The following is a 25599-nucleotide window of genomic DNA, read 5'->3' on the forward strand; positions in this document are numbered from 1 at the left end:
TTCACACCTCGTCCTCATGCTGCAATTCAAACAACAATAACGAACGCCCGGTGACGGCGTACTCGTGATCGAAATCGAAGCGCTCCTGGCCTCGCACCGACGGCTGGTTGGTGTCGAGCATGCAGGTCCAGAAGCCGCCATCCGGCACTGGTGGCAGGCGGAAATTGACCATGTCGTGGTGAGCGTTGACCACCAGCAATAACGTGGCATCGGCCCCCGGGCGGCGAATCCCGGTTTCCTGGGCGCGGCCATCCATCAACATGCCCAGGCAGCGCCCGTGGCTGTCTTGCCATTGCTCGATGGTCATTTCATCACCGCTTGGCGCAAGCCAGGTGACGTCCTTGACGCCGATGTCTTCGTTGTAGTCGCCCACCAGGAAGCGTCCGCGCCGCAGGATTGGGTAGGCCAGACGTAGCTTGATCAAGCGTTTGACGAACTTGAGCAGGGCCTTGCCGTCTTCGTCCAGATCCCAGTTGATCCAGCCGATCTCGCTGTCCTGGCAGTACGCGTTGTTATTGCCGTGCTGGGTGCGGGCGAACTCGTCACCGGCCACCAGCATCGGGGTGCCTTGGGCCAGCAACAGGGTGGCGAAGAAATTGCGCATCTGGCGCAAGCGCAATGCGTTGATTTCCGGGTCGTCGGTGGGGCCTTCGACACCGTGGTTCCAGGACAGGTTGTTGTTGCTGCCGTCCTGGTTGTTCTCGTCGTTGGCTTCGTTGTGCTTGTCGTTGTACGACACCAGGTCGTGCAGGGTGAAACCGTCGTGGGCGGTGATGAAGTTCACCGAGCTGTAGGGCCTGCGACCGCGCTGGTTGAACATCTCGCCGGAGGCGGTCATGCGCCCGGCAAAATCCGCCAACTGGCCGTCGTCGCCTTTCCAGAACGAGCGCACGGTGTCGCGAAAACGGTCGTTCCATTCCACCCAGCCCGGCGGGAAACCACCGACCTGATAGCCACCGGGGCCGCAGTCCCAGGGCTCGGCAATCATTTTCACCTGGCGCAGTACCGGGTCCTGGCGGCAGGCCACGAGGAAGCTGTGACGCTCGTCGAAACCGTCGCGGTAGCGGCCGAGAATGGTTGCCAGGTCGAAGCGGAACCCGTCGACGTGCATTTCGGTGGCCCAGTAGCGCAACGAGTCGGTGACCATTTGCAGCACGCACGGATGGCTCAGGTCGAGGGTGTTGCCGGTGCCGGAATCGTTGATGTAGAAACGCTTGTCGTCGGGCATGAGGCGGTAGTACGAGGCGTTGTCGATGCCGCGCATGGACAGGGTCGGGCCTTGCTCGTTGCCTTCGGCGGTGTGGTTGTAGACCACGTCCAGAATCACTTCCAGCTTGGCTTCATGCAGGTGCGCGACCATCTCCTTGAACTCGGCGATCTTGCCGCTGGCCAGGTAGCGAGGGTCGGGGGCAAAGAAGGCGATGCTGTTGTAGCCCCAGTAGTTGGTCATGCCTTTTTGCAGCAGGTGCTGGTCGTTGACGAAGGCGTGTACCGGCAGCAGTTCCACCGACGATACGCCCAGTTGGCGAATGTGCTTGAGCACATCGTCGACCATCAGCCCGGCGCAGGTGCCCCGCACTTCTTCCGGCACCGAAGGGTGGCGCATGGTGATGCCGCGCAAGTGGGTTTCATAAATGATTGTGCGATCCCACGGCGTGCGCACCGGCTGGTCGTTGCCCCAGGTGTGGGCCGGGTCGATGACCTTGCATTTGGGCACGAAGGGCGCGCTGTCGCGTTCGTCGAAACTGAGGTCGGCGTCGGGGTGCCCGATGGTGTAGCCAAACAGTGCCTCGGACCATTTGAGTTCGCCCACCAGCTGTTTGGCGTAGGGGTCGATCAGCAATTTGTTGTGGTTGAAGCGATGACCGTTGGCGGGGTCATAAGGACCGTACACGCGATAGCCGTAAATCAGCCCCGGGTGGGCGTCGGGCAAATAGCCGTGAAAGGTCTCGTCGGTGTATTCGGGCAGTTCGATACGTTCCAGTTCGACTTCACCGCTGTCGTCGAAAATGCACAGCTCGACTTTGGTGGCGTTGGCCGAGAACAGCGCAAAGTTGACCCCAAGACCGTCCCAGGTCGCGCCGAGGGGGAAGGGCAAACCTTCACGAATCCGCGACGGCTCGTTTTCCGGCGTCGATTTGGGCTTGTTGGGTTTGCTCATTGAGGTGCTCCTGCAAAGGGTTTTTCCGGGCCGAACGGGGCCATGCCGGCGTGAAGCCAGATGAAAATCTTGAATTGGATGCGGTTTCCCCTGTGGGAGCTGGCTTGCCTGCGATGGCGGAGTACCTGGCGACATCGATGCTGAATGTGCCGCCACCATCGCGGGCAAGCCCGCTCCCACAAGGGGCCTTTGTCAGCTGGCGGGCTTGCGCGGCGCCTTGGGTTTTTTGTCGGCAACAGGCTTGGCCGGCGCTGCTGCGGCCTTGGGTTTCGGCGCGGCTTTGGGCTTGGCGGCAGCCTTTGGCTTGGAAGGCGTCAGCGCCTCGGCTTCCGCCAGTTTGCGCGCCATCTCCCAGTGTCGCGCGTCCTCGCCGTGGGGTTTCCCTTCAGACTCCCAGATCTGATGCGCCAGTTCGCGTATGCGTTTGTCTTCAGTACTCATCGCAATGCTCCTCACAGAAAATTTCAGCTTTCTTGATCATCAGGATTGATAAAGACATTGACCGGGAAATCCCCCAGGGCAGCGCTGATCATGAGCTCCTTGTTTGGTGTGACTGCGCCTGTTCGGAAAAGTCCCTTCCAATTTCGGGTTGGAGCGGCGAACGGTAATTTGACCCGCGTATCGCCCCAAATCTGCGCGTTGATCAGCGGGTATACCCCGTTTTCAAGCAACGGGTGAGGCCAGCGCGGCACCACCACCAGCAACTGTTTGCCCTCGTGTTCGCGGTAGAAGGCGACCACTCGCCCGGCGTGTTCACCCACCACCTCCAGAGGTTCGTAAGTGCCTTGGCGAAACAGGTGCGGATGCAGTTTGCGCAGCGCCAGCACCTGGCCGATCAGCGCTTGTTTGATGCGCCCGTCATGCCAGTTGAACATCAGCTCGCCGATATCCGCCGGCGTGTGCAGCCCCTGTTCGCGCGCGTGAAAGTCCACCGGCCGGCGGTTATCAGGGTCTACCAGCGTGAAATCCCAGAACTCATCGCCCTGATACAGGTCCGGCACGCCCGGCACGGTGAGGCGAAGCAAGGATTGCGCCAGCCCATTGAGCGCGCCAGCCGGGGCGATGGCTTGGGCAGCCTCGCCGATGGCGTTGCGCAGCGCCTGGCCTGAATCTTCCAGCAGCAGCCGTGACAGGAATGCTTCCACACCTTGTTCATACAGTTCGTTGGGCGCGCTCCAACTGCTGTGCAGCTTGGCTTCGCGCAGGGCTTTTTGTTGCCACTGCCAGAGGCGCTGGTGATAGCCCGCCAGGCCCTTGGCATCGTCGCGATGCAGGTCCAGCGGCCAACTGCCCAACAGCACCTGATAGAGGATCAACTCGTCGCCCGCGGATGGAGTGTCGGCATCGCTGCGCAGGCGGGCGGCGAGGGTGCGCCATTGCTCCACCTGTTCGGCGTACCAGTCGGCGCATTCGCTGAGCACGGCCAGGCGCGCCCGGGTGTCTTCGCCGCGCTTGTGGTCGTGGGTGGCGGTGGCCAGCAGGTTGTCGGGAAAGGTGCGCAGGCGCTGCTGGTTGACCGCATGGAAGTCCTCCAGCGGCGCACTGAATTGTTCGGTGCTGAAGCCTACGTCATTGCGCGAGAGCAACACCCCCGAGCGATAGAACGCGGTGTCTTCCACCGCCTTGGCCGCCGCCGGTGAAGTCAGTTGCTGGAAGCGCACGCAGGCGTGCTTGAGCATTTTGCGTTTGCGGCCTAACGGGCGGTCGCGCCAGGGTTGGCCACCGAGCCATTTTTCCAGGTAGTCGAGCACCGGCCAGTCGCCTTCGCTCAAGGTGCTGCGGGCACCAGCCAGGGCTTGCAGGAAAAATACATCGTCCAGTTCGCTGCGGCCTCGGGCGCTGATGTAGGTGCGGTACACCGGGAAGTGCACGATCAGCTCCTGCAACGCGCGGCGAATGGCGCCCAGGGTCAGGTCGCGGCTCATTACATCGTCCCGAGCCACTTGCAGCAGGGCCTGGGCCACGCTTTCAAAGTCGCCGGCCAGGGAGCCGTTGAGGATTTGCTGGCGCGCCAGCCAGGCTTCTTCGATAAACGCAGACGGGCGCTCGGTGTGGCGGCTCCATAACGCGGCCAGCGGTTCGAAACCTGCCGGGTCATGTTGCAGCAGCGACAGCTGGTTCATGAATTCGTAGCCGGTGGTGCCGTCTACGCGCCAGTCTTCGCGCAAGGTTTCGCCTTCGCCGAGGATCTTCTCGACGAAGATCGGCAAGTGCCGCCCGCCCGCCAGGGAGTCCACGCGGCGGCGCAACTTGCGGCAGTAACCGCGCGGGTCGGCGAGGCCGTCGATATGGTCGATGCGCAGGCCGTCAATCAGGCCTTCGCTGATCAACTGGAAGATCTTGCCATGGGTGGCCTCGAACACCGCGCTGCGTTCCACCCGCAGGCCGCCCAGCTCGTTGACGTCGAAGAACCGCCGCCAGTTGATATCGTCTGCCGCCGTGCGCCAGCTGGCCAGGCGATAGCTTTGTTGTTCCAGCAGGTTGTGCAGCCGGGCAAACCCTTCAGGCTGGCGCGCGTCGTAGAGACTCAGGTTATCTTCGATGGCCTTGAGGGTTTCAGGATCGCGGGCGGCCTCGATCAGCTCCTGCTTCAGCATGGCGGCCTGGAGGTAGGCGTCCGGCTGGTAGGCCAGGCTGCTGAAACGGTCGGCCAGGGCCTTGATAGGCACCAGCTCACCGTATTCCCGTGGGCAAATCGGGAAGCGATGTTCGTAATGCTCGACGTAGAAGCTGGCGTGTTGCGGGTCAAAGCGCAGCGCCAGCGCGCCCGATTGCAGGGCTTCGCCGTAATCGCTGCCGAGGAACGGCATCAGCAACTGGCCCTTGAGCAGCGGGTCTGGCGAGTGCCATTGAATGTCGAAGAACTCGCTGTAGGGACTCAACCGGCCCCACTCCAACAGGTCCAGCCACCAGGGATTATCGGCACCGCCAACGGCCATGTGGTTGGAGACGATATCCAGGATCAGCCCCATCTCGTGTTCGCGCAGGGCCGCGACCAACCGGCGCAGGGCAGGTTCGCCGCCCAGCTCGGGGTTGACGCTGGTGGGGTCGACCACGTCATAGCCGTGCATCGAGCCGGCGCGGGCGCTCAACAGCGGCGAGGCGTAGAGATGGCTGATGCCCAGTTCGGCGAAGTACGGCACCAGCGGCACCGCATCGTCGAGGGTAAAGCCTTTGTGAAATTGCAGGCGCTGGGTGGCGCGCAGGGTCAGTGCCTTCATCGGTCACGCTCGTGAGCCTGGAGGCGCGCCACGGCCAGCAGCTCAAGGCGGCGGGCGGCGTTTTCATCATCGAGCAGGGTCGATGCATCGCCCGTCAGGCGACGCCGCCAGTTTGGGTGGGTGTCGGTGGTGCCGGGCAGGTTGGCCTGTTCTTCAACGCCCAGCGCATCTTCCAGCGGCAGCAATACTAATGGCGCACGGGTATGGCCCAGGTAGCGCACGCTGGCATCGATGACGTGGTCGGTTTCGTTGCGGATTTCGTCGGTGAAGTTCTGCGGGTCCTGGCTCAAGGCCTGGCGCAATGCCTGGCGTTCCCGCAGGCGGTGCTCGCTCCATTGCTCGACGGTGGGCGCATCGATCAGCCCGAGCTGGATATTCCAGTCGATGTCACGGCTGTGCCACCACCCGTTGAGGGTCGGCAGGTCGTGGGTGCTGGTGGTGGCCAGCGCGTTGTCCGGCCAATCCAGGATCGGCTTGAACTGGCCGTCGTGGTCTTGCTCGAACAGCAGCACGCGCATGCCGAGGATCGAGCGGGCGATAAGTTTTTCCCGCAGGCCGTCGGGCACGGTACCAAGGTCTTCGCCGAGGACGATCGCCTGGTGGCGGCTCGATTCCAGCGCCAGCAGTCGCAGCAGGTCATCCACCGGGTAATACAGGTAGGCGCCTTCACGCGGTGAGGCGTCCATCGGGATCACCCACAGGCGTTGCAAGCCCATCACATGGTCGATGCGCAAGCCGCCGGCATGCGCGAAGTTGGCCCGCAGCATTTCGATAAAGGCGCGAAAGCCATTGCGTTTGAGGCCTTCGGGGGAAAAGGCGGAGATGCCCCAGCCTTGGCCGGCGCGGTTGAGAATGTCGGGCGGCGCACCCACGGTGAGTTCCGCCAACAGTTCGTCCTGGCGGCTCCAGGCCTGGCTGCCGCCGCCGTCGGCGCCCACGGCGAGGTCGGCGATCAGGCCAACGCCCATGCCGCTGCCGCGCGCCGCTTGTTGCGCGCGTTCCAGGCAACGGGCGATCAGCCATTGGCTGAAGGCGTAGAAGCCGATTTCTTCCCGATTGGCTTCGGCAAATTGCACGAGTGCCGGGCTTTGCGGGCTGTGCCAATCCTCGGGCCAGTGGCGCCAGTCGAGGCTCTCGCCACTGGCCGCACGCTCGGCCTGCACGGCTTCGAAACGGCAGTGGTTTTCCAAGGCTTCGCCGCCGGCCTGGCGGAAGCTCAGGAAGTCGGCGTGTTGCGGGTGGTCGCCCTGGCGGAAGTCTTCATACAGGGTACGCAACAGGCGTTGCTTGGCTTTGGCGGCGGCCGGCCAGTCGATCAGGGTTTGTTGTTCAAGGTCATTCAGTTCGTTTGCCAGGCCGCTGGCTTCGATAGCGCTTTGCACCGCACGTTCGCCGAGGATGCAGCCGGGGGACGCGTACAAACTGTTGAGGAACAGGCGGCTGGACGGCGAATACGGGCTGTAGCGCTCGGTGTCGGCACTGAACATCGCGTGCATCGGGCTGATGGCCAGGGCATCGGCGCCGCGTTCGGCGGCGGCGCGGGCCAGTTGTTCCAGGGCCTGGGTGTCGCCAAAACCACCGTCGCCGTCGCGCCGCAGGGCATACAGTTGGGCGCTGAGGCCCCAGGCGCGGGCGGTTTGGGTGTCAACCGCCTCAGCGACGGTGTAGCAGTGGGTCGGTGCCACGGCCAGGGTAAAATGCTGGTCGGCAATGTGCACCTGCTGGTAGCCGACCGGGATTGATCCGGGCAACACGGCGTCATCGTCCAGCTTCAGGTCCAGTACGCTCGCGTCTTCAAGATGAACCTGGCACGGCGTGCCGGGGGCGAAGTAGCGCGCCAGGTCCAGGCCGGCGCCGCTGTCGACGGTCATCAGCGGTGGCAGGTGCTTGTCTTGCTGCACGCGTTCGAGGTCCAGCAGGCTGGCTTCGATGGCGGCATCGGTGTCGGCCGGGTGGCCCAGGCCTTTGAGCACGGCGCGCAGTGCGTCGGGTTTGACATGTTGTGGGCGGCCGTTAGCGTCGATCCAATCGACGGCCAGGCCCGCTCGGCTGGCGAGTATTTCCAATTGCGCGTCGCTCAAGGGTGCTCTCCAACAGGGGAATAGGTCAGGCTGACGCGGGCGCTGAACGGAGCGAGTTGTTCGGCTCCACTGGCCTGCGTCACAAATAGGAGGTGCTCGGCGGCCGGGTAGTTCAGAGAATCGGCGCTCAGGTTGAGGTCGATCTGCAACAGGCTGCCGTTGCCCAGGCGCCAGCGCGCCGTGACCGCGCCCGCCGCCAGCACTTGCGCACCCAGGGCTACGCTGCCCGGTAGGTGCGGCACGATATGCTGGTGGCGCAGGCCCAGCAGGTGGCGATAAAGCTGCGAGTCGCCACAGTCGGCGAGGGCGGGTGCCGAGCGGCGGAAGGTTTGCAGCGAGTTGGGGTCGGGAATGCGCTCGCGGCGTTCGGGGTCGCTGAAGGCGGCAAAGTCGGCAAACTCGTTGCGCCGGCCTTCGCGTACTGCCTCGGCCAGTTCACCGTGGTGGTCGGTGAAGAACAGAAACGGTTCCTCGGCGTTGACTTCGTCACCCATGAATATCAGCGGGATCATCGGCGACATCAACAACAGGGTCGTTGCGGCGCTCAAGGCCTGCGGCGAACACAACTGATGCAGGCGCTCGCCTAGGGCACGGTTGCCGATCTGGTCGTGGTTTTGCAAAAACAGCACGAATGCGCTGGGCGGCAAGTGGCCGCTGGGCTCGCCGCGCGAGTGGCCATGGCGCGTGGTGTGGCCCTGGTAGATAAAGCCTTCACTCAGGCAGCGGGCCAGTTTGGCGGTGGGGTCTTCGGCGAAGTCGGTGTAATAGGCGTCGGTTTCGCCGGTCAGCAGCACGTGCAGGGCGTTGTGGCCGTCATCGTTCCACTGTGCATCGAAACCGCGTTCCAGCAGGCTGGCCTGGTTGAATTCGTTTTCAAGCACCAGCCACACGTGGCGCACCTGGTCAACTTGCTGGCGCACGCGCGCGGCCAACTCTTCAAGGAACCCAGGGTCGTTGATCGCGTGCACGGCGTCCAGGCGCAGGCCGTCGAAGCGGTATTCCAGCAGCCACATCAACGCATTGTCGATGAAGAAATCCCGGACTTCACGGCGATCGAAGTCGATGCCGGCGCCCCAGGGCGTGTGCACATCTTCGCGAAAGAAGCCCTTGGCGTAGGTGCCGAGGTAGTTGCCGTCGGGGCCGAAGTGGTTGTAGACCACATCGAGGATCACCGCGAGGCCATAATGGTGCGCGCTGTCGATCAGCTGTTTAAGCTGCTCGGGCGAACCGTAGGAGGATTGGGGGGCGTAGGGCAGAACCCCGTCGTAGCCCCAGTTGCGTTCGCCGGGGAACTGCGCGATGGGCATCAGCTCAATGGCGGTGACGCCCAGCTCCGCGAGGCGCGGCAGTTGTTTCTCGACCTCGGCGTAGCCCCCCAGCACGCCCACATGCAGCTCGTAGATCACGGCTTCGTGCCAAGGCCGGCCTTGCCAGTGGCTGTGACGCCACTGATAGGCCAGCGGGTCGACCACCACGCTGAAACCGTGAACATCCGTGGCCTGTGCCCGGGAAGCCGGGTCGGGAACGTCCTGTTCACCGTCGATGTTGTAGCGGTAGCGGGTGCCCGGCGGGCACTGCAACTGCACCACAAACCAACCATCGGCCTGGGGCAGCATCGCTACCGATTTACCTTCCTCAAATTCAACGCTGACATAAAACGCGTCTGGCGCCCACAAGGCGAAACGGGTGTGTTCCGCATCCAGCATGATCGCGCCGTGGGGCCAGGTTTCCAGAGTCCTTGACGGCATCTATGAAGACCTCTTTTTACGGTTTCCCCGATCTTCCCAGCGATTTCGCTACCAGCTGTTCATAAAGTTCGGCATAGGGTTCCACTGCCTTGCACCAGTTGAACGGTGCCGCCATGGCTCGGCAACGCATGGCGTTGAGCAAGCCCGGGAAGGCGAAGACCTTGAACGCACGGCTCAGGGCCGCTTCGTAGCTTTCGACGGTGGATTCGTTGAACAGGAAGCCAGTGACGCCATCCTCGATGGTGTCGGCCAGGCCCCCGGTGTTGCGCGCAACCGGCAATGAGCCGAAGCGCTGGGCGTACATCTGGCTCAGGCCGCAGGGTTCATAGCGGGACGGCATCAGCAGGAAGTCGCTGCCGGCGAACATACGCCGGGCGTCGGTCTCGTTGAAGCCGATGCGTACGCCAACCTGGCCGGGAAAACGCAGGGCCAGGGCGCGCATGGCTTGCTCTTCTTCCGGCTCGCCGCGCCCGATGATCGCGATTTGGCCGCCGTTTTCGACAATAAAGCCGGCGACCGCTTCAGTCAGGTCCAGGCCTTTTTGGTAGACCAGGCGCGAAACCACAGCGAACAACGGGCCGGTGGAAGCATCCAGGCCGAACAGGTTGCGCACATGGTCGGCATTCAACGCCTTGCCTTCCCAGTCGCCGATGTTGAAAGGGTGGGTCAGGTGCGGGTCGGTGGACGATTCCCAGCTTTCATCGATGCCATTGGGAATGCCGCTGAGTAGGCCTTGCTGGGTTTTGCTGGCGAGAAAGCCGTCCAGGCCGCAGCCGAATTCGGGGGTGGTGATTTCCTGGGCGTAGGTGGCACTGACGGTGGTGATGTGGCTGGAATACGCCATGCCGGCCTTAAGGAACGACAGCTTGCCGTAGAACTCCATGCCTTCTTGTTGCAAGGCGTGTTCGGGAATCCCCAGTTCCGGGCACGAGGCCAGGCTGACCACGCCCTGATAGGCCAGGTTATGAATAGTGAACAGCGTCGGGGTGCGTGACCCACGCCAGTGCATATAGGCCGGCGCCAGGCCAGCTGGCCAGTCATGGGCGTGCACCAGGTCCGGGCACCAGTGGATTTGCGCAAGGTTGGCGGCAATATCGGCGGCGGCCAGGCCCAGGCGGGCGAAGCGGATATGGTTATCGGGCCAGTCGCGGCCGTTGTTGGCGCCGTAAGGCGTGCCTTCACGCTCATACAGTTCGGGGCAGATCAGCACATAGATGACCAGGCCGTCCTTGAGGTCCATGCGCCCGATCTTGCACGGTGGCAACGCAGCATGGCCGCCCAGCTCACCGATGATATGAATGGGGTTGTCGCTTTCCAACACCTGCGGGTAGCCAGGAATCAGCACGCGCACATCGTGCAGGTGCGCCATGGCGCGGGGCAGGGCGGCAGACACGTCGCCCAGGCCGCCGGTTTTCACCAGGTCTGCCAGCTCGGAGGTCACAAACAGCACTTTCTTGCGGTTGGGATTCTGACTCTGAACGGGCCGCAGCGTGTTGGTAAGGTCGGCCAGTGAGGTCGGCCCGCCAACCGGCTGACTAAAACGCTCTCCCTGAGTATCTACAGCGGCACTGATCATAGTTCTCTCCCATGTGTTGGTCGGCTGATGGCATCTGGCAATCAGCAAAGGTTGACCGCATCCTGCGGCCAGGCGCACAAGCGCTACACAGACTGGCAAGCCTTATGCCAGTTGTGCTGGAGTCTTAAATAGAGTGATGGACGGGCATTCGGTGTGAACCGTCAGCGCTCGCCTTACCTTAAACCTGACCTACGGCAGAGTTGGAAAGTTTCGATTTTTTGCGGGGTTTTTGTTTTGGATCGGACCCATCGGTCATGAGTCTAGGACAGATCCCAGAGCCTGTGCGGTCTGTAGGAGATTTTTGTAGGACAAAATTTTTTTCATGAGCCCCGTAGCAGCTGTCGAGCGCCAGCGAGGCTGCGTCGGACGCACTGCCGATCTTGAACCGGAGCGCGTCCGACGCAGCCTCGCTGGCGCTCGACAGCTGCTACGGGAGGTGGGATGTGTGCACTAGATTAGTGCGCGAAGGGGCGCTCCTTTGGCCCATGACTGAATATCTTCGATCATTTGCTGGTAGAACTGGCGGTAGTTCTGCTCGCTGACGTACCCCACATGAGGGGTGGCCAATACATTCGGCAACTGCCGGAACGCATGCCCGGCAGGCAATGGCTCCTGGGCGTACACATCCAGTGCAGCGCCCGCCAGCCGACCATTGGCCAAGGCGTCAATCAGGGCCGCCTCGTCGACAATCGGCCCACGTGCCGTATTCACCAGGTGCGCAGTAGGCTTCATCCAGCCCAGCGCCTCGGCGTCTACCAGCCCGCGGCTGCGGTCGCTGAGTACCAGGTGAATTGACAGCACATCCGCCTGCTCAAACAGCTCGCGCTTGCTGACCCAGGTCACGCCGGTTTCGGCGGCGCGTTCCGGCGTGAGGTTTTCGCTCCAGGCAATCACGCGCATGCCAAACACCTGGCCATATTTGGCGATTTTCTGGCCTATGCTGCCCAGCCCGAGAATCCCCAGGGTCTTGCCATGCAGGTCGCCGCCCAGGCCCACCTGCCAACCACCGCTGCGCAGGGAATTGGCTTCGGCCAGCAGGTTGCGGGTAGAGGCCATGATCAGCGCCCAAGTCAGTTCCGGGGCCGCGTGCTTGTAACTGTCGGTGCCGCACACTTGAATGCCCAGCGCCTTGGCCGCGCAAATGTCGATGGCGGCGTTGCGCATGCCACCGGTCACCAGCAACTTCAGCTTGGGCAAGCCTTGCAGCAGTGCCTGGTCGAACGGGGTGCGCTCGCGCATCACGCAGATCACCTCAAAACCCTGCAAACGCTGGATCAATGTAGCGGTGTCCGCCGGGTAATCGTGGAGGAAGTGCACCTGGCCGACCGACGCCAGGACCGACCAGTCCACCACGCCACTGGCCACATTCTGCCAATCATCAATCACTGCGATCTGTACCGACATGCACGCGTGCCTCGTAAAGGTTGGATTAAAGGGCGTTCAGCCCTTGCAACAGCGCCTTGTGAAACTGTGCCGGTTCTTCCATTTGTGGCGCATGGCCCAGGCCCGGGAACTCCACCAGGGTTGCATGGGGGATCAGCTTGGCCACTTGCTTGCCCAGCACCGCGTAGTTGCCTATTTTCGCCTTGACCGCAGGCGGTGCCAGGTCTTTGCCTATTGCGGTGGTGTCGGCCGTGCCGATCAGCAGCAGGGTGGGCATTTGCAGGTCCTTGAACTCGTAGTACACCGGCTGGGTGAAGATCATGTCGTAAATCAACGCCGAGTTCCACGCCACCTGGGTGTGGCCGGGGCCTTTATTCATACCGGCGAGCATATCCACCCAGCGCTCGTACTCAGGCTTCCAGCGGCCAACGTAGTAAGTGTCGAGTTCGTACTTGCGGATGCCTTCAGCGGTCAGTTTCAGTTCGCGCTCGTACCATTGGTCAACGCTGCGATAAGGCACGCCGATGGCCTTCCAGTCTTCCAGGCCGATGGGGTTCACCAGTGCCAGCTGTTCGGTCTGCGCGGGATACAGCAGGGCATAGCGCGTGGCGAGCATGCCGCCGGTGGAGTGGCCGAGGAGGGTGGCCTTTTGGATGCCGAGTTTTTCCAGCAGTTGGTGGGTATTGATCGCCAGTTGCTGGAAGCTGTACTGGTAATTGTCCGGCTTGCTGGAGGTGCAAAACCCGATCTGGTCGGGGGCGATCACCCGGTAGCCAGCGTCGCTCAGGGCCTTGATCGAACCCTCCCAGGTGGCGCCGCAGAAGTTCTTGCCGTGCATCAACACGATACTGCGCCCGTTGGCTTTGCCTTTGGGCGGCACGTCCATGTAGCCCATTTGCAGGGATTTACCCTGGGACTGGAAGGTGAAGTGCTCCACCGGGTAAGGGTATTTGAAGCCTTGCAGTTCTGGGCCGTAGGTCGGGCCCTCAGTGGCGGCGAAGGCGGGAAGGGCGCTGCCGAGCAGCAGGCCGGCGACGCAGAATGAGCGGATTTTGGACATGGGGTAGGCTCCGGGAACAGTGCCCGGATGCTGTGGCGAGGGGATTAACGGGAGATTAAATCCAGCGCAGGGTAAGCATGACCAACACCCCGTAGCGCGCACCTTTGGCCAGGGACACCAGCAACAGAAAGCGCCAGAAAGGCTCGCGCATCACGCCAGCCACCAAGGTCAGCGGATCACCAATGATCGGCACCCAACTGAGCAACAGCGACCAATGCCCCCAGCGTTGATAGTGAAGGCGGGCCTTCTCCAGATGCTTCTGGCTGACCGGAAACCAGCGCCGGTCCTTGAAACGCTCAACCGAACGCCCCAGTAGCCAGTTGACCACCGAGCCCACGACGTTGCCAACGGTTGCAACCGTGAGCAGCAGCCACAGGCTGTAATGCCCGCTGATCAACAACCCCACCAGCACCGCTTCCGATTGCATCGGCAACAGCGTGGCGGCGCCGAAGGCGGCGAAAAACAGCCCGAGGTAACCGGCGAGCATCAATCAGCGTGCCGGGTAGTCGGCCACCACCACCTCTTTGCCTTCACGGGTCAGGCCGATCACCTGATAGGCATCGCTGCTGCCGTCCATCTCCATGCCCGGCGAGCCGAGCGGCATGCCCGGCGCCGCAATGCCCAGCAAGTCGTCGCGTTTTCGCAGGGCCAGCACCTGGTCGGCCGGTACATGGCCTTCGACGAACTTGCCGTCGATCACGCCGGTATGGCAAGACGCCAGGCGCGGCGCCACGCCCAGGCGCTGCTTGACCTCGCTCATGTTGGGTTCCACATGGTCGTTGACCTTGAACCCGTTGCTTTCCAGGTGGGCAATCCACTTCTTGCAGCAACCACAGTTGGCATCGCGGTGCACATCAATCGGGATCAGCTCGGCGGCCTGGGCCAGGGTGCTCATGAGCAGGGCCGACAGCGCGGCCAGTCGCAGGGTGGTTTTCATCATCATCTCGTCAGATAAAGGGCAACAGCCGGGCATTCTCCCTCCTTTTTACACGAGGGTTTCCCGGGAGTGTTACGAGGTTTTACGAAAAACCGACAGCGCCAGAATAACGGCCTGGAGCTGTCGGAAAACTGAGGGGCAGATGACGGTTTTGTCAGGCAGGCGGGGATTCCAGGCGCTGCTTGAGCTGGTCGAGAGCCTGGTTGGACAGCTCGATCATGCGCTCATGCAGGGTGGTCAGTTGCAGTTCGGTTTCATAGGTCAGGATGCGTTTGAACAGGGTGCCAGAACCTTTGGCCTGCAGCAGATAGTGGATACAGCCGTCGACGGCCAGCGAAGTGAACGCGGTCTTGAACTCCCTCGGCCGCAGCGCAACCTGCACCCGATAGCTCATGGGAACACGCACACCCAGCAGGTCGATGGTTTCGGTAAAACGGTGGCCGCTGGGTAATGAGCCGGTGATGCCGGTGTCGGCGCCCAGGGATGTCGGATGCCATTCATGCCAGCGATCCGGTTGGGTGACGTAATCGTAAACGGACTCGATCGAGGCCTGGATATAGCGTTCCTGACAAATGTGTTGAGTGCGGATCGGGTGCTCAACTGCGTGCATGACACACCTCCTGTGTGGCGGGACTAAGCACAACGAACTGTCAGAATAGCCGGGCTCCCGCGCATTGCACGGGAGCGTCCGGGCTATTTTTTTCAACGCACCTTGAAGCGGCCCATCAAAGCAATTACCCGGCCATTCGCATCCAGCAGGCTCTGGGTGTTGTGTTCTGTGGCGTGGCCGCTTTGCACCAGCTCTTCGACCATGTGACGGATGTGCACCATGCTGCGGTTGATTTCCTCGGTCACTGCGCTTTGCTGTTCGGCGGCGGTGGCGATCTGGGTGCTGAGGTTGTTGATGTGGCTGACGGAGCCGGCCATTTCGTCCAACCCGGTGTTCACCCGGGCCGTGGCATCGGCCGCAGACTGGCAACTGGCTTGAGTGGCTTCCATGGCCGTCACCGAGGAACTCACGCCGGTGGTCAGTCGCGCGAGCATTTCGTTGATCTGCGAGGTGCTGGCCTGAGTACGGGCGGCGAGGGCGCGCACTTCGTCGGCCACCACCGCAAAACCCCGACCCTGTTCGCCGGCCCGGGCGGCTTCGATGGCCGCATTGAGCGCCAGCAGGTTGGTCTGGCCGGCGATGGCACCGATCACCCCGAGGGTTTCGGTGATGCGCGCGGCGTCCTGGCGCATGTTTTCCACGGTGTGGGTGGCGCTGGAGACTTCACCGATCAACGCGCTGACGCTGCGGGAAGCTTCGCCCACCACCACTCGCGAACGGTCAGCGTGCTCGTTGGCACGCTGGGTGAACGCGGCGGTTTCGGCGGCGTTTTCCGCGACGGTGTCGGCGGTGGAACTCATCTCGGTGATGGCGGTTACGGTCTGGTCGGTTTCCGAGGCGTGGCGCACCAGAATCTGGTTGGTCTGGGCCGATGTTTGCTGCAACTGTGCCAGGCTTGACGACATGGCGCCGGTGGCCAGGGTCACTTCACCGATCATGTTTTGCAGGTAGACGATAAAGCGGTTGACTGAATGGCCAATCGCGCCCAGCTCATCCTCGGCGCGGATGGTGATGCGCCGGGTCAGGTCGGCGTCGCCGTTGGACAGCGCGTCGATATTGGTCTTCAGCGCGGTCATCCGGTGTACCAACTGGCGGATGGCATACACCTGCAACAGCACCAACAGCAAAATCATCGGGATTTGCAGCATCGCCAGCGTGCCGAGCACGTCATCGCGCTGGGCGGTGATCAGCGAGGTCGGCAGCGCGGTCGCGAGGAACCACGGCGTGCCTTCGATCGGGCGCATGAAGAAGGTGCTGGCCACGCCCTGGTTGTCGAACTCACTGCGTTGCAGGCTTTGGTCGCGATGGGCCAGCCCGGCGCTGACCTGGGCGGCAAAGGCCGACGTGCCGGCCAGCTCGCTGATGTTCTTCAACACAATCGGGCCGCTGATGCGGGTGCTGTTGCTGATGATCTTGCCGTCGCCTTCGACGATCAGCATTTGCCCGCCAAGGTCTTTTTCCTTGCTGGCCACCAGGTCGTTGAAGAAACCCAGGGTCACGTCGATGGTGGCGACGCCGTAGGCCGCGCCGTCGCGCTGGATCGCCATGGCGCAGTTGGTGCGTGGCTCCTGGCTGGCGTCGTCCTTGTAGGCGGCGGCCCAGGCGCATTGGCCGCGGGGCGAGGCGAGGCCGCCCTTGTACCAGCTCTGGTCGTAGTAGTTGGGGGCTGCGTCACTGTTCCAGAAGGTATTCACTGCCAGCTTGCCCGAGGCATCGCGGTGCCAGAAGGTGCTGTGCTTGTTACGCCCCGGTGTGCGCTGGTTGGGCAGCGGCCAGATGCCGCCGCCGAACACTTTCAGTTCGCCGTACTGGTCCACCAGGCCTGGCAGCACCTTGTCGATGGCGTCGCTGTCGAGCAGGGGAATGGTTTGGGTGATGCTGCGTTGCTGGGCCTGCACCTTGTTCAGTTCGCCCTGGATCTGCCCGGCGACTTCGGCAATGCGATTGAGCACCACCTGCTCCTCGGTATGGCGCAGTGTGGGCGCCACCAACTGTCCGATGCCCACGACCGTCAAGACGAATAACAACAGGACGAACAGCACCAGAAACACGGTGTAACGGGCTTGGATAGAGCGCAATGAGGGCATGGGGTCGTCCTTACGAAGCGTTTATTATCGACGCGGCTTTGTTAGAGCTTCGACGGGCTATCGGCTTGGGAAGGACGAGCTTTAGGTACCATGGTGCAAGAAGTTGTGGGTGCGCCTATTTATCCAGCATCTGCATAACAGCTTCCGGATAACGCAGGCCTGCCGTCGCATTGGCCGGGAAGATCGCCTCCAGCGTCGCCAACTCGGCCGGGCTTAACTTGACCTCGAGTGCCGCGACGTTCTCTTCCAGGTACTTGCGTTGCTTGGTCCCCGGAATCGGGATCAAGTAATCGCCTTGCGCCAACACCCACGCCAACGCCAACTGCCCAGCCGTCACGCCCTTGTCGGCGGCCAGTGCCTGCACCTGTTCCACCAGCAACAGGTTCTTTGCAAAGTTCTCACCCTGAAAGCGCGGGCTGGACCGGCGGTAGTCATCCGCCGCGAAATCGTCCGGGCTTTTCAGTGCGCCGGTCAGGAAGCCCCGGCCCAGCGGGCTGTAAGGCACAAATGCAATGCCCAGGCGCTGGCAGGCCGCGAGGCAGCCGTTGTCTTCCTGGTCGCGGCTCCATAGCGAGTACTCGCTTTGCAGGGCGCTGATCGGATGCACCTTGTGCGCGCGCTCCAGCGTGGCGGCCGACGCTTCACTCAAGCCCAAGTAACGCACCTTGCCTTGCTTGACCAACTCGGCCATGGCGCCAACGGTTTCTTCGATTGCTACGTCAGGGTCGATACGGTGCTGGTAATACAGGTCCAGAGTTTCCACGCCGAGCCGCTGCAACGTGCCGTCGATGGACGCGCGGATGTACTCCGGCCGGCCATTTACCCCGCGTATCGTCGGGTTTGACGGGTCACGCACGATGCCGAATTTACTGGCAAGAAAGACCTGGTCGCGCTTGCCAACGATGGCTTTGCCGATCAGCTCTTCGTTGGTGTGGGGGCCGTACATGTCGGCGGTGTCCAGCAGGTTGATCCCCAGCTCCAGGGCACGGTGCAGGGTATTGATCGCTTCAGCGGTGTCGGTGCCGGTGGTGTAGAAATCGGTCATGCCCATGCAGCCGAGGCCGATGGCGGAAACCTGGGGGCCGTTTTTGCCGAGTTGACGTGTGTGCATGGGTCCAGCTCCTGTATGGGGAAGAGGTCCATTGTTATCCTCGACGAAACCTGGATAAACCGGCTAAAACCACTATCACTATTATGAAATTCTAAATAATCCATCAAGGAAGCCGGCCTGTGGACCGTTTTAACGCCATGCGTGTGTTCGTGCGGATCGTCGAACTGGGCGGTTTTGCCAAAGCGGCCGACAGCCTGCAACTGCCGCGTGCCTCGGTAACGATCCTGATCAAGCAGTTGGAGGCGCACCTGGGCGTGCAGTTGTTACAGCGCACCACGCGCCAGGTCAGCCCGACCCTGGACGGTTCGGCCTACTATCAGCGCTGCGTGAGACTGTTGGCCGACCTTGAAGAAACCGAGGCGGTGTTCTCCACCAGCCGACGCAACCCGCGCGGCACGTTGCGTATTGATATGCCGTCGGGCATCGGGCGTTTCCTGGTGATCCCGGCGCTGCCTGAGTTCACCATGCGCTACCCGCAGATCGACCTGGAAATCGGCCTCAACGACCGCCCGGTGGACCTGATCCGTGAAGGTGTGGATTGCGTGTTGCGCGGTGGCCTGGCGCTGGACGAGTCACTGGTGGCCAGGCCGCTGGCGTTGATGGATCAGGTGACCTGCGCCAGCCCCGGTTACCTGCAGCAGTTCGGCATGCCGTCGACGCTGGATGACCTGGCCGGCCATCAAGTGGTCGAATATTTCTCCAGCACCAGCGGTAAACGGTATGGCCTGGAATTCCAGATCGGCAAGGACATACGGTTGGTCGACCTGCCCAAGCAAGTGGCGGTCAATAGCGCGGACGGTTACCTGGCGGCCTGTGAAGCGGGTTATGGGTTGGTGCAAACGCCTTACTACCACGCTGTTCGCCAACTGGACGCGGGAACACTGGTGGAGGTGCTGGCAGACCTGCGACCGCCCGGGTTGCCACTGACCGCGCTGTACCCGCCACACCGCCAGCTGTCGCAACGGGTGCGGGTATTTGTCGATTGGCTGGTGGAGCTTTGCGCCCGGCCGGGCAACGGGTTGCAGCGTCAGCCCTGAGCCTTGCGATAGGCACCGGGCTGAAAGCCGGTGACTTTATGGAACGCCCGGGTAAACGCCGCCACCGATTGATACCCCACGGCGAGGGATACCTCCGCTACCGTCTGGTCTTGCTTGAACAATTGGCAGGCGTGGCGCACGCGCATCATCAGCAGCACTTGCCCTGGCGACTGGCCGCACAGTTCATTAAAGCGCTTGAAGAACGCCGAACGCGACAAGCCGGTGCAGGCGGCCATGCTTTGCAGGGTCCAGGGATCTGCCGGGTGTGCGATCAGTTGTTCCAGCAGGTTGGCAAATGCCGGTTGCCGAGCCAGCGCTGCGAGGCCGCCGAGGTCGGCGTTGTCCAGCACCTGCTGGCGCAGCACATACAGAAACAGCAAATGGCACAGGCGCTCCAGCAGCGCGGGCGAGGGCGCCGGTGTGCGCTCGCACTCCTGCAGGATCAATTCGAACAGGTTGCGCGCAGCGTTCAGCGAAGGGTCGCCGGCTCGCAGAATGATCCAGGCGGGCAGGGTGTCGACAATCATCGCCGACAGCCCGGACTGGAAACGAAAGAACCCGCATACCAGGCCCACGCCGTCATTCGCCTGGTTGTCCAGGGGCAGCATCGGCTTGCGCGGGCATTCCTGGGCGCCGGCGGCGGTGGCGTCGCCGGACAGGCGATAGGCCAGGTCGCGCAGCAGGAACACCGCATCGCCATTGTTCAGTGCATGGGGTGATGGATCGTCGTCAATGTGCAGCCAGCATTGCCCCTGCACCACCAGATGGAAACTCGCGCTGGCCAACCCGTGGGTGCTGGCGCGCCAGTCGCCACAATACCGCCCGACGTGGAACAGGCTGGTGTTGAGTTCGAGGCTATCTAATAACCAATCGACAAGGGAACTGGACGAATTCATCTAACGGAAAGACTCTAGAGCAAGTAATCGCTACTTTAGACTATTGAGCGGATTTTTTATAACCAACAGACTGGGTACACGAATCCATGAGGAGACCACTCCATGTCCCGCGTACCGATGCTAACCCTGCAAACCGCGCCTGAAGCGGCCAAGCCCTTTCTGGAAAATGCCCTGAAGGGTTCCGGGTTCATCCCCAACCTGTTGGCGGTGCTGGCCAATGCTCCGGCGGCACTGGAAACCTACATTACGGTGTCTGGCCTGAACGCCAAGGCTGACCTGAGCCTGGCCGACCGCGAAGTGGTGCAATTGATTGCGGCCACCAACCACGGTTGCGATTTCTGCGTCGCCGGGCACACTGCCGTAGCGCGCAACAAGGCCAAGCTGCCGGAAGACGTAATCGACGCCCTGCGCCAGCGCGGTGAATTGCCCAACGCGCGGTATGAGACACTCGCCGCGTTCACGCGCGAAGTGATCGCCACCCGGGGGGATGTCAGCGACGCCGGCTACACCGCGTTCCGAGAGGCCGGCTACACCGACGGTCACGCGCTGGAGGTTATCCTGGGCGTGAGCCTGGCCACCCTGTGCAACTTCGCCAACGTGTTTGCCCGCACCCCGTTGAACCCGGAGCTGGCGCAATACCGTTGGGAAAAACCGGCAAGCTGAAGGCGCGCAAGCGTTCGCGATGGTCAACAGGCTGTAACAAGGAGAAACATGAATGCTTGACCCAATCTTGAGCCGCTGGCTCGATGTTCAAGCGCAGGCCCTGGATGTGGGCAGTTGCGATCCACAGGAAGTGCTGCCACGGCTGGCAGAGGCCAATGTATTACGTATCGGTGTGCCCAAGGACCTCGGTGGCCTGGGCGGCGATGTGACCGGTGCGGTGGAAGCCATCGCTGACGTGGCCAGCCATTCCCTGGCCTCGGCGTTTGTGTGCTGGGGCCAACGTTCGTTTATCGAGTACCTGTTGCAAAGCCCCAACCAGCGTTTGCGCGAACAACTGCTGCCGGACTTGCTGAATGGCAAGCTGGCCGGAGCGACTGGGCTGTCCAATGCGATGAAGTTTTTGTCGGGGATCGAGTCGCTGCAAATCAGCGCCGAGCCGACCGATGACGGCTGGAACCTCAATGGCCGCCTGCACTGGGTGACCAACCTGCGCAAGAACGGGTTTGTGGTGGCAGCCGCCATCGAGCATGTCGCGGGCGACGCGCCGTTTATTTTGGCGATTCCCGACTCTGTGAGCGGCCTGCAACGTTCCCGTGACCTGGAGCTGTTGGGCCTGCAATCGAGCAACACCGCGGCCCTGGGCTTTGAAGCGGTGGAACTGAGCCGCGACTGGCTGCTGCATGAGGATGCGCGCAAGTTCCTGCCGGCCGTACGTCCGGCGTTTCTCGGTTTGCAGTGCGGCATGTCCATCGGCCTCGCCCGGCGTTCGCTGGCCGAGGTGGCCAACCACCTGGGCTCCAGCCGCACCGTGTTACGTGAAGAGTTGGAAGTGTTGCGTATGTCGCTTGAACAGGCGGTGAACGACCTCAAGAAAGGCCTGCTGTCCGGGCGCTTCGGCACCGAACCGGTGCCGCTGTTTCGCTTGCGCATCGCACTGGCGGAAATCGCCGCCAGCGCGGTGCAGCTTGAACTGCAAGCGAGCGGCGGCAAGGCTTACCTGACCGCCCATGGCAGCGGCTTTGCGCGGCGCTGGCGCGAGTCGGCGTTTGTGCCCATCGTCACGCCGAGCCTGGTGCAGTTGCGCACCGAGCTGAACCGTCAGGCCAATCTATGAGCCAGGCGGTATTGCACGCCCAGGGAATTTGCCTGGGCTACGCGGGCCATTCGGTGCTGGAAGGCTTTGACCTGCAACTGCAACCCGGCGAAGTGGTGTCTATCCTGGGCCCCAGCGGCGTTGGCAAGTCCAGCCTGCTGCGGGTGCTCGCCGGTTTGCAGGCGCCCCAGGGCGGCAGCATCAGCTTGCTCGGCGAGCCGTTGAATGGCCCGCACCCACGGGTGGCGGTGGCCTTCCAGGATCCCAGCCTGTTGCCGTGGTTGAGCCTGGAAAAGAACGTCGCCTTCGGCCTGGACTTTGCCCGTCAACCGCACCTCAGCCCTGAAGAACGTTGCCAGCGGGTCGACCACGCTATCCACGCCGTCGGCCTGGAACACGCTCGCCAGCAATTCCCGGCGGCGCTCTCCGGCGGTATGGCCCAGCGCACCGCACTGGCCCGATGCCTGGCGCGCCAGCCCCAGGTGTTGCTGCTGGACGAACCCTTCGGCGCCCTGGATGAAGTGACCCGTGCCGACATGCAGCACCTGCTGCTCAAGGTCAACCGCGAGCAAGGCTCGGCGGCAGTGTTGATCACCCACGACATCGACGAAGCGCTGCTGTTGTCTGACCGGATTCTGCTACTGGGTAACCGCCCGGCGCGGACCCTCGGCGAATGGCGGATCGACCTGCCGCAGCCGCGGGAAGAACAGGTGGAAGCCATCGGCACCCTGCGCATCGAAATTCTCAAAACCCTACGGCGGGCGAGCCGCACTGAACCCCAACCCACTGAACTGCTGGAGCCTTGCCATGTGTCTGGATGACCTCACTCACTCGCGCCGTGATTTTCTCAAACTCTCGGCCGTGCTCAGTGCCGCCGGGGCCTTGCCACTGCTCAACAGCTTGCAGGCCCGGGCGGCCAGTGAGCCGGACGCACCGGTACGCATCGGCTACTTGCCGATCACCGACGCCACGCCGTTGCTGGTAGCCCACAACAATGGCCTGTTCGAAGCCGAAGGCATCAAGGCCGAGCGCCCGGTGCTGTTGCGCAGTTGGGCGCAGGTGATCGAGGCGTTTATTTCCGGCCAGGTCAACGTGATTCACCTGCTGTCGCCGATGACCGTGTGGGCGCGGTATGGCAGCCAGGTGCCGGCCAAGGTCGTGGCCTGGAACCATGTGGGCGGCTCGGGTTTGACCGTGTCGCCGGGCATTACCGATGTGAAGCAATTGGGCGGCAAGTCGGTGGCGATTCCGTTCTGGTACTCGATTCACAATGTGGTGGTGCAGCAGTTGTTCCGCGACAACGGCCTGACGCCAGTGGCCCGTGCCGCCGGCAGCGCGATTGCTGCCAATGAGGTCAACCTGATCGTGCTGCCGCCCTCGGACATGCCGCCGGCCCTGGCCAGCAAGCGCATTGACGGCTACATCGTGGCCGAGCCGTTCAACGCCCTGGCCGAAAACCTCAACGTGGGCCGCGTGCAACGCTTTACCGGCGACGTGTGGCGCAACCACGCGTGCTGTGTGGTGTTCATGCACGAGCACGACCTGACCAACCGCCCGGAATGGTCGCAGAAGGTCGTGAATGCGATCGTCAAGGCCCAGGTCTGGACCCGCGACAACCGTGAAGAGGCGGTAAAACTGCTGTCCAAGGACGGCGAGAACCGCTATACGCCGCATGCCGAACCGGTGCTGCGTAAAGTCCTGGCACCGGCTGCCAGCGACCGCGCGGTCTACCTCGCCGACGGCGCTATCCAGCACGCCAACTGGGACGAACACCGCATCGACTTCCAGCCGTACCCATTCCCCAGCTACACCGAAGAGCTGGTGCGCCGCCTGAAAGACACGCTGATCGAGGGCGACAAGAAGTTCCTCGCCGAGCTGGACCCCGCCTTCGTCGCCAAAGACCTGGTAGACGACCGCTTCGTGCGCAACGCGATCGCGGCGGTGGGCGGCATGAAGACCTTCGGCTTGCCGGAAGGCTTCGAGCGAAACGAGGAGATTGGCGTTTGAACAACGGCAGAACCTTGGCGTTGCCCGGCTGGATGCTCGGCTTGAGCGGGCTGGCCGGCTTGTTGTTGCTCTGGTGGTTGGGGGTGAAGGTCTTTGGCAGTGCGGACGGCTTGTCTGCGCGGTTTTCGCTGCCCGCCACCCTTACCAGCCTGTGGGAGTTGCTGGGGCGCAGCGAGCTGTACCTGAACGTCGCCGTGAGCCTCAAGCGGATCTTCGTGGGCCTGTTTCTGGCGTTGCTGATTGGCGTGCCGTTGGGCTTGCTGGTGGGCAGCTCACGCAAGCTGGAGGCGGCGACCACGCCGGCGTTCCAGTTTCTGCGGATGGTCTCGCCACTGTCGTGGATGCCCATCGTGGTGATGGTGATGGGCGTGGGCGACCAGCCGATCTACTTCCTGCTGGCGTTCGCGGCGGTTTGGCCGATTTTGCTGAATACCGCGGCGGGGGTACGTCAGCTCGACCCGCGCTGGCTGCAACTGAGCAAGAGCCTGAGTGCGACACGCTGGGAAACCTTGCGCCGGGTGATCATTCCCGGGGTGATGGGGCACGTGCTGACTGGCGTGCGCCTGGCCATCGGGATCCTGTGGATCGTGCTGGTGCCATGCGAGATGCTCGGGGTGAGTGCAGGGCTGGGTTATTACATCCTCGACACCCGTGACCGCCTGGCCTACTCGGAGTTGATGGCGATGGTGCTGCTGATCGGCTTGCTGGGTTTTGCCCTGGATGCGTTCGCACGCTGGTTGCATCAGCGCTGGGTGCACGGCGCCAACAGTTAGGCCTGGCCTTTCACAACAAACCCGACGTGCTGTCGGGTTTGTTGTTTATGCAGCGTGATCAGCGATGGTAATACCCCGGTCCGCCGTCGTAGTAGCGATGGTCATGCCAACCGCCGCCGCCGTGGGGGAAAATAATGCAGCCGCTCATGCTCAACATGATCAGCAAGGGAATCAGCAGTGTGATTCGACGAAGCATTTCCAAATCCTCTAGGGTACTCACAGGTTCAATCAGGCGTTGGACAAGCCAAAGTTTTTCATCGCCTGTAACATGAGACCCCGCCGACCCCATTCCATCCCCGTCAATGGGTATGTGCTTGGTGTGGTAGCCGATACAAAGTGGATACAATTTTCAGCTTCAGGAATCTGTCATGACTCAAAAGCAACGCTTGAAATACTCGATTCTGATCTCCCTGTTGGTGCTGGGGACGATGTTTGGCCTGTCCTACCTGCAAAACAATGGGGTCATCAGCGAAAAGACCTTCCAGTACATTGCCATCGCCGTGGCAGTGACCGTGGTGGTGATCAACGGTGTGATGCGTCGCAAGGTCAAGCCCAACCTCTGAGTCAGGCCCGGCCTTCGAGGACTTTGGCAGCCTGCTCGTGCAGGCTGTAGCTTTTGTCGGCATTGAGGGTGATAACGCCTTCGGCGCAGAGGCGCTTGAGCACTTCGCGCACGCTGAGAAACGACAACGGGATGCCCAACTCCAGCAAGTGGCTGTGTACGCCCCGCACGCCGAGGGTGCGCTGGTGGTCGGCGGCGGTGAGCAGCGCATCAATGACCTTCAGCCGAATCAGGCTGGTGCGCAGGCCAAAACACTTGAGCAAATGACGAATGCGCTGGTTGCCATGCTCCGGCACCTTGCCGAATGCCTGGTCGCCGGTGGTAAAACCGCCGTCATGCATGGATGAGTGTCCTTCCGTGGGCAGTTGCGGGTTGTACATGCAAAAACTCCTTATCAGAGCCTGATCAGGAAAATGATGGCGCTCTTGGTTAATAAGACGTACGAGCAGCCGAAATCATGAAGTGCGGGATGTAGAAATTTTGTCGGTAACATCCTGGAGACATACCGGCATGTCCGAATAAACGTCTGCGGCGGCTAAATTATTCCCCGGTTTTACGTCTTAACTGAGGTGTTGGCGAAGCTGTGTCTCGCT

Annotated in this window: 23 protein-coding genes; 7 read left to right on the forward strand and 16 right to left on the reverse strand. The window is 62.3% G+C overall.

From position 1 onward, the window contains the following. Position 1: 1 nt before the first annotated feature. From glgX to RGV33_RS15000, 13 genes are all read right to left on the reverse strand, one after another. The gene (gene glgX, locus RGV33_RS14940) at positions 2–2161 is read right to left on the reverse strand and encodes a glycogen debranching protein GlgX (protein WP_322144921.1); all 2160 of its coding nucleotides are present in this window, start codon (positions 2159–2161) and stop codon (positions 2–4) included. A gap of 192 nt (positions 2162–2353) precedes the next feature. After that, positions 2354–2602, reverse strand: a complete 249-nt coding sequence (locus RGV33_RS14945) for a DUF2934 domain-containing protein (RefSeq protein WP_177041747.1) — start codon at positions 2600–2602, stop codon at positions 2354–2356. Between the two features lie 23 nt (positions 2603–2625). Beyond that, positions 2626–5382: a malto-oligosyltrehalose synthase gene (locus RGV33_RS14950; protein WP_322144922.1), complete on the reverse strand. Its 2757-nt coding sequence runs from the start codon at positions 5380–5382 to the stop codon at positions 2626–2628. Next, entirely contained in the window at positions 5379–7463 is a 2085-nt protein-coding gene (malQ, locus tag RGV33_RS14955; protein WP_322144923.1) for a 4-alpha-glucanotransferase, read from the reverse strand. Before malQ ends, RGV33_RS14950 begins: the two co-directional genes overlap by 4 nt. Further along, positions 7460–9211: a malto-oligosyltrehalose trehalohydrolase gene (treZ, locus tag RGV33_RS14960; protein ID WP_322144924.1), complete on the reverse strand. Its 1752-nt coding sequence runs from the start codon at positions 9209–9211 to the stop codon at positions 7460–7462. Before treZ ends, malQ begins: the two co-directional genes overlap by 4 nt. Positions 9212–9227: 16 nt before the next feature. Then, positions 9228–10787 carry a glycogen synthase GlgA gene (gene glgA / locus RGV33_RS14965; protein WP_322144925.1) on the reverse strand — a complete coding sequence of 520 codons (1560 nt, stop codon included), beginning with the start codon at positions 10785–10787 and terminating at the stop codon, positions 9228–9230. A gap of 450 nt (positions 10788–11237) precedes the next feature. Continuing rightward, a complete protein-coding gene (locus tag RGV33_RS14970; RefSeq protein WP_322144926.1) occupies positions 11238–12191 on the reverse strand; it encodes a D-2-hydroxyacid dehydrogenase family protein in 954 nt (317 codons plus the stop codon). A gap of 25 nt (positions 12192–12216) precedes the next feature. Further along, positions 12217–13230: an alpha/beta hydrolase gene (locus tag RGV33_RS14975; protein WP_322144927.1), complete on the reverse strand. Its 1014-nt coding sequence runs from the start codon at positions 13228–13230 to the stop codon at positions 12217–12219. Positions 13231–13285: 55 nt separating this feature from the next. Beyond that, complete coding sequence (locus RGV33_RS14980) at positions 13286–13717, reverse strand: YqaA family protein (protein WP_322144928.1); 432 nt, start codon at positions 13715–13717, stop codon at positions 13286–13288. 3 nt (positions 13718–13720) lie between these two features. After that, positions 13721–14167: a DUF411 domain-containing protein gene (locus RGV33_RS14985; protein ID WP_322144929.1), complete on the reverse strand. Its 447-nt coding sequence runs from the start codon at positions 14165–14167 to the stop codon at positions 13721–13723. Positions 14168–14321: 154 nt separating this feature from the next. Continuing rightward, positions 14322–14777, reverse strand: a complete 456-nt coding sequence (locus tag RGV33_RS14990) for an SRPBCC family protein (protein WP_322144930.1) — start codon at positions 14775–14777, stop codon at positions 14322–14324. A 92-nt stretch (positions 14778–14869) separates the two neighbouring features. Further along, positions 14870–16864, reverse strand: a complete 1995-nt coding sequence (locus RGV33_RS14995) for a methyl-accepting chemotaxis protein (protein ID WP_322144931.1) — start codon at positions 16862–16864, stop codon at positions 14870–14872. Positions 16865–16979: 115 nt separating this feature from the next. Next, a complete protein-coding gene (locus tag RGV33_RS15000; RefSeq protein WP_322144932.1) occupies positions 16980–17975 on the reverse strand; it encodes an aldo/keto reductase in 996 nt (331 codons plus the stop codon). 119 nt (positions 17976–18094) lie between these two features. On the opposite strand from RGV33_RS15000, the gene RGV33_RS15005 reads away from it, so the two are divergent. Continuing rightward, positions 18095–19012, forward strand: a complete 918-nt coding sequence (locus RGV33_RS15005) for a LysR family transcriptional regulator (RefSeq protein ID WP_322144933.1) — start codon at positions 18095–18097, stop codon at positions 19010–19012. Here RGV33_RS15005 and RGV33_RS15010 read toward each other — a convergent pair. Then, on the reverse strand, positions 19003–19908 hold the full coding sequence (locus RGV33_RS15010; protein WP_322144934.1) for an AraC family transcriptional regulator: 906 nt from the start codon (positions 19906–19908) through the stop codon (positions 19003–19005). The two genes, RGV33_RS15005 and RGV33_RS15010, sit on opposite strands and share 10 nt — an antisense overlap. A gap of 102 nt (positions 19909–20010) precedes the next feature. On the opposite strand from RGV33_RS15010, the gene RGV33_RS15015 reads away from it, so the two are divergent. Genes RGV33_RS15015 through RGV33_RS15035 form a run of 5 tightly spaced genes read left to right on the forward strand, consistent with a single transcriptional unit; the run spans position 20011 to position 24444 of the window. Continuing rightward, positions 20011–20571 (forward strand): carboxymuconolactone decarboxylase family protein, encoded by a 561-nt coding sequence (locus RGV33_RS15015; protein ID WP_322144935.1) that lies wholly within the window; start codon positions 20011–20013, stop codon positions 20569–20571. 52 nt (positions 20572–20623) lie between these two features. After that, a complete protein-coding gene (locus RGV33_RS15020; protein WP_322144936.1) occupies positions 20624–21685 on the forward strand; it encodes an acyl-CoA dehydrogenase family protein in 1062 nt (353 codons plus the stop codon). Next, positions 21682–22485 carry an ABC transporter ATP-binding protein gene (locus tag RGV33_RS15025; protein ID WP_322144937.1) on the forward strand — a complete coding sequence of 268 codons (804 nt, stop codon included), beginning with the start codon at positions 21682–21684 and terminating at the stop codon, positions 22483–22485. Before RGV33_RS15020 ends, RGV33_RS15025 begins: the two co-directional genes overlap by 4 nt. Continuing rightward, complete coding sequence (locus RGV33_RS15030; protein ID WP_322144938.1) at positions 22472–23671, forward strand: ABC transporter substrate-binding protein; 1200 nt, start codon at positions 22472–22474, stop codon at positions 23669–23671. The genes RGV33_RS15025 and RGV33_RS15030 overlap by 14 nt, the downstream gene beginning before the upstream one ends. 32 nt (positions 23672–23703) lie before the next feature. Continuing rightward, the gene (locus RGV33_RS15035; protein ID WP_322148679.1) at positions 23704–24444 is read left to right on the forward strand and encodes an ABC transporter permease; all 741 of its coding nucleotides are present in this window, start codon (positions 23704–23706) and stop codon (positions 24442–24444) included. A gap of 58 nt (positions 24445–24502) precedes the next feature. On the opposite strand, the gene RGV33_RS15040 is transcribed toward RGV33_RS15035, so the two are convergent. Then, positions 24503–24640, reverse strand: coding sequence for a hypothetical protein (locus tag RGV33_RS15040; protein ID WP_010171564.1), 138 nt, complete (start codon positions 24638–24640; stop codon positions 24503–24505). A 172-nt stretch (positions 24641–24812) separates the two neighbouring features. On the opposite strand from RGV33_RS15040, the gene RGV33_RS15045 reads away from it, so the two are divergent. Next, positions 24813–25007 (forward strand): hypothetical protein, encoded by a 195-nt coding sequence (locus tag RGV33_RS15045; RefSeq protein WP_003207574.1) that lies wholly within the window; start codon positions 24813–24815, stop codon positions 25005–25007. A gap of 1 nt (position 25008) precedes the next feature. Here RGV33_RS15045 and RGV33_RS15050 read toward each other — a convergent pair whose 3' ends face one another. Beyond that, positions 25009–25386, reverse strand: coding sequence for a fe2+ zn2+ uptake regulation protein (locus tag RGV33_RS15050; protein ID WP_322144939.1), 378 nt, complete (start codon positions 25384–25386; stop codon positions 25009–25011). Between the last annotated feature and the right edge of the window lie 213 nt (positions 25387–25599).

The organism is Pseudomonas sp. Bout1, from assembly GCF_034314165.1.
Lineage (GTDB): Bacteria > Pseudomonadota > Gammaproteobacteria > Pseudomonadales > Pseudomonadaceae > Aquipseudomonas.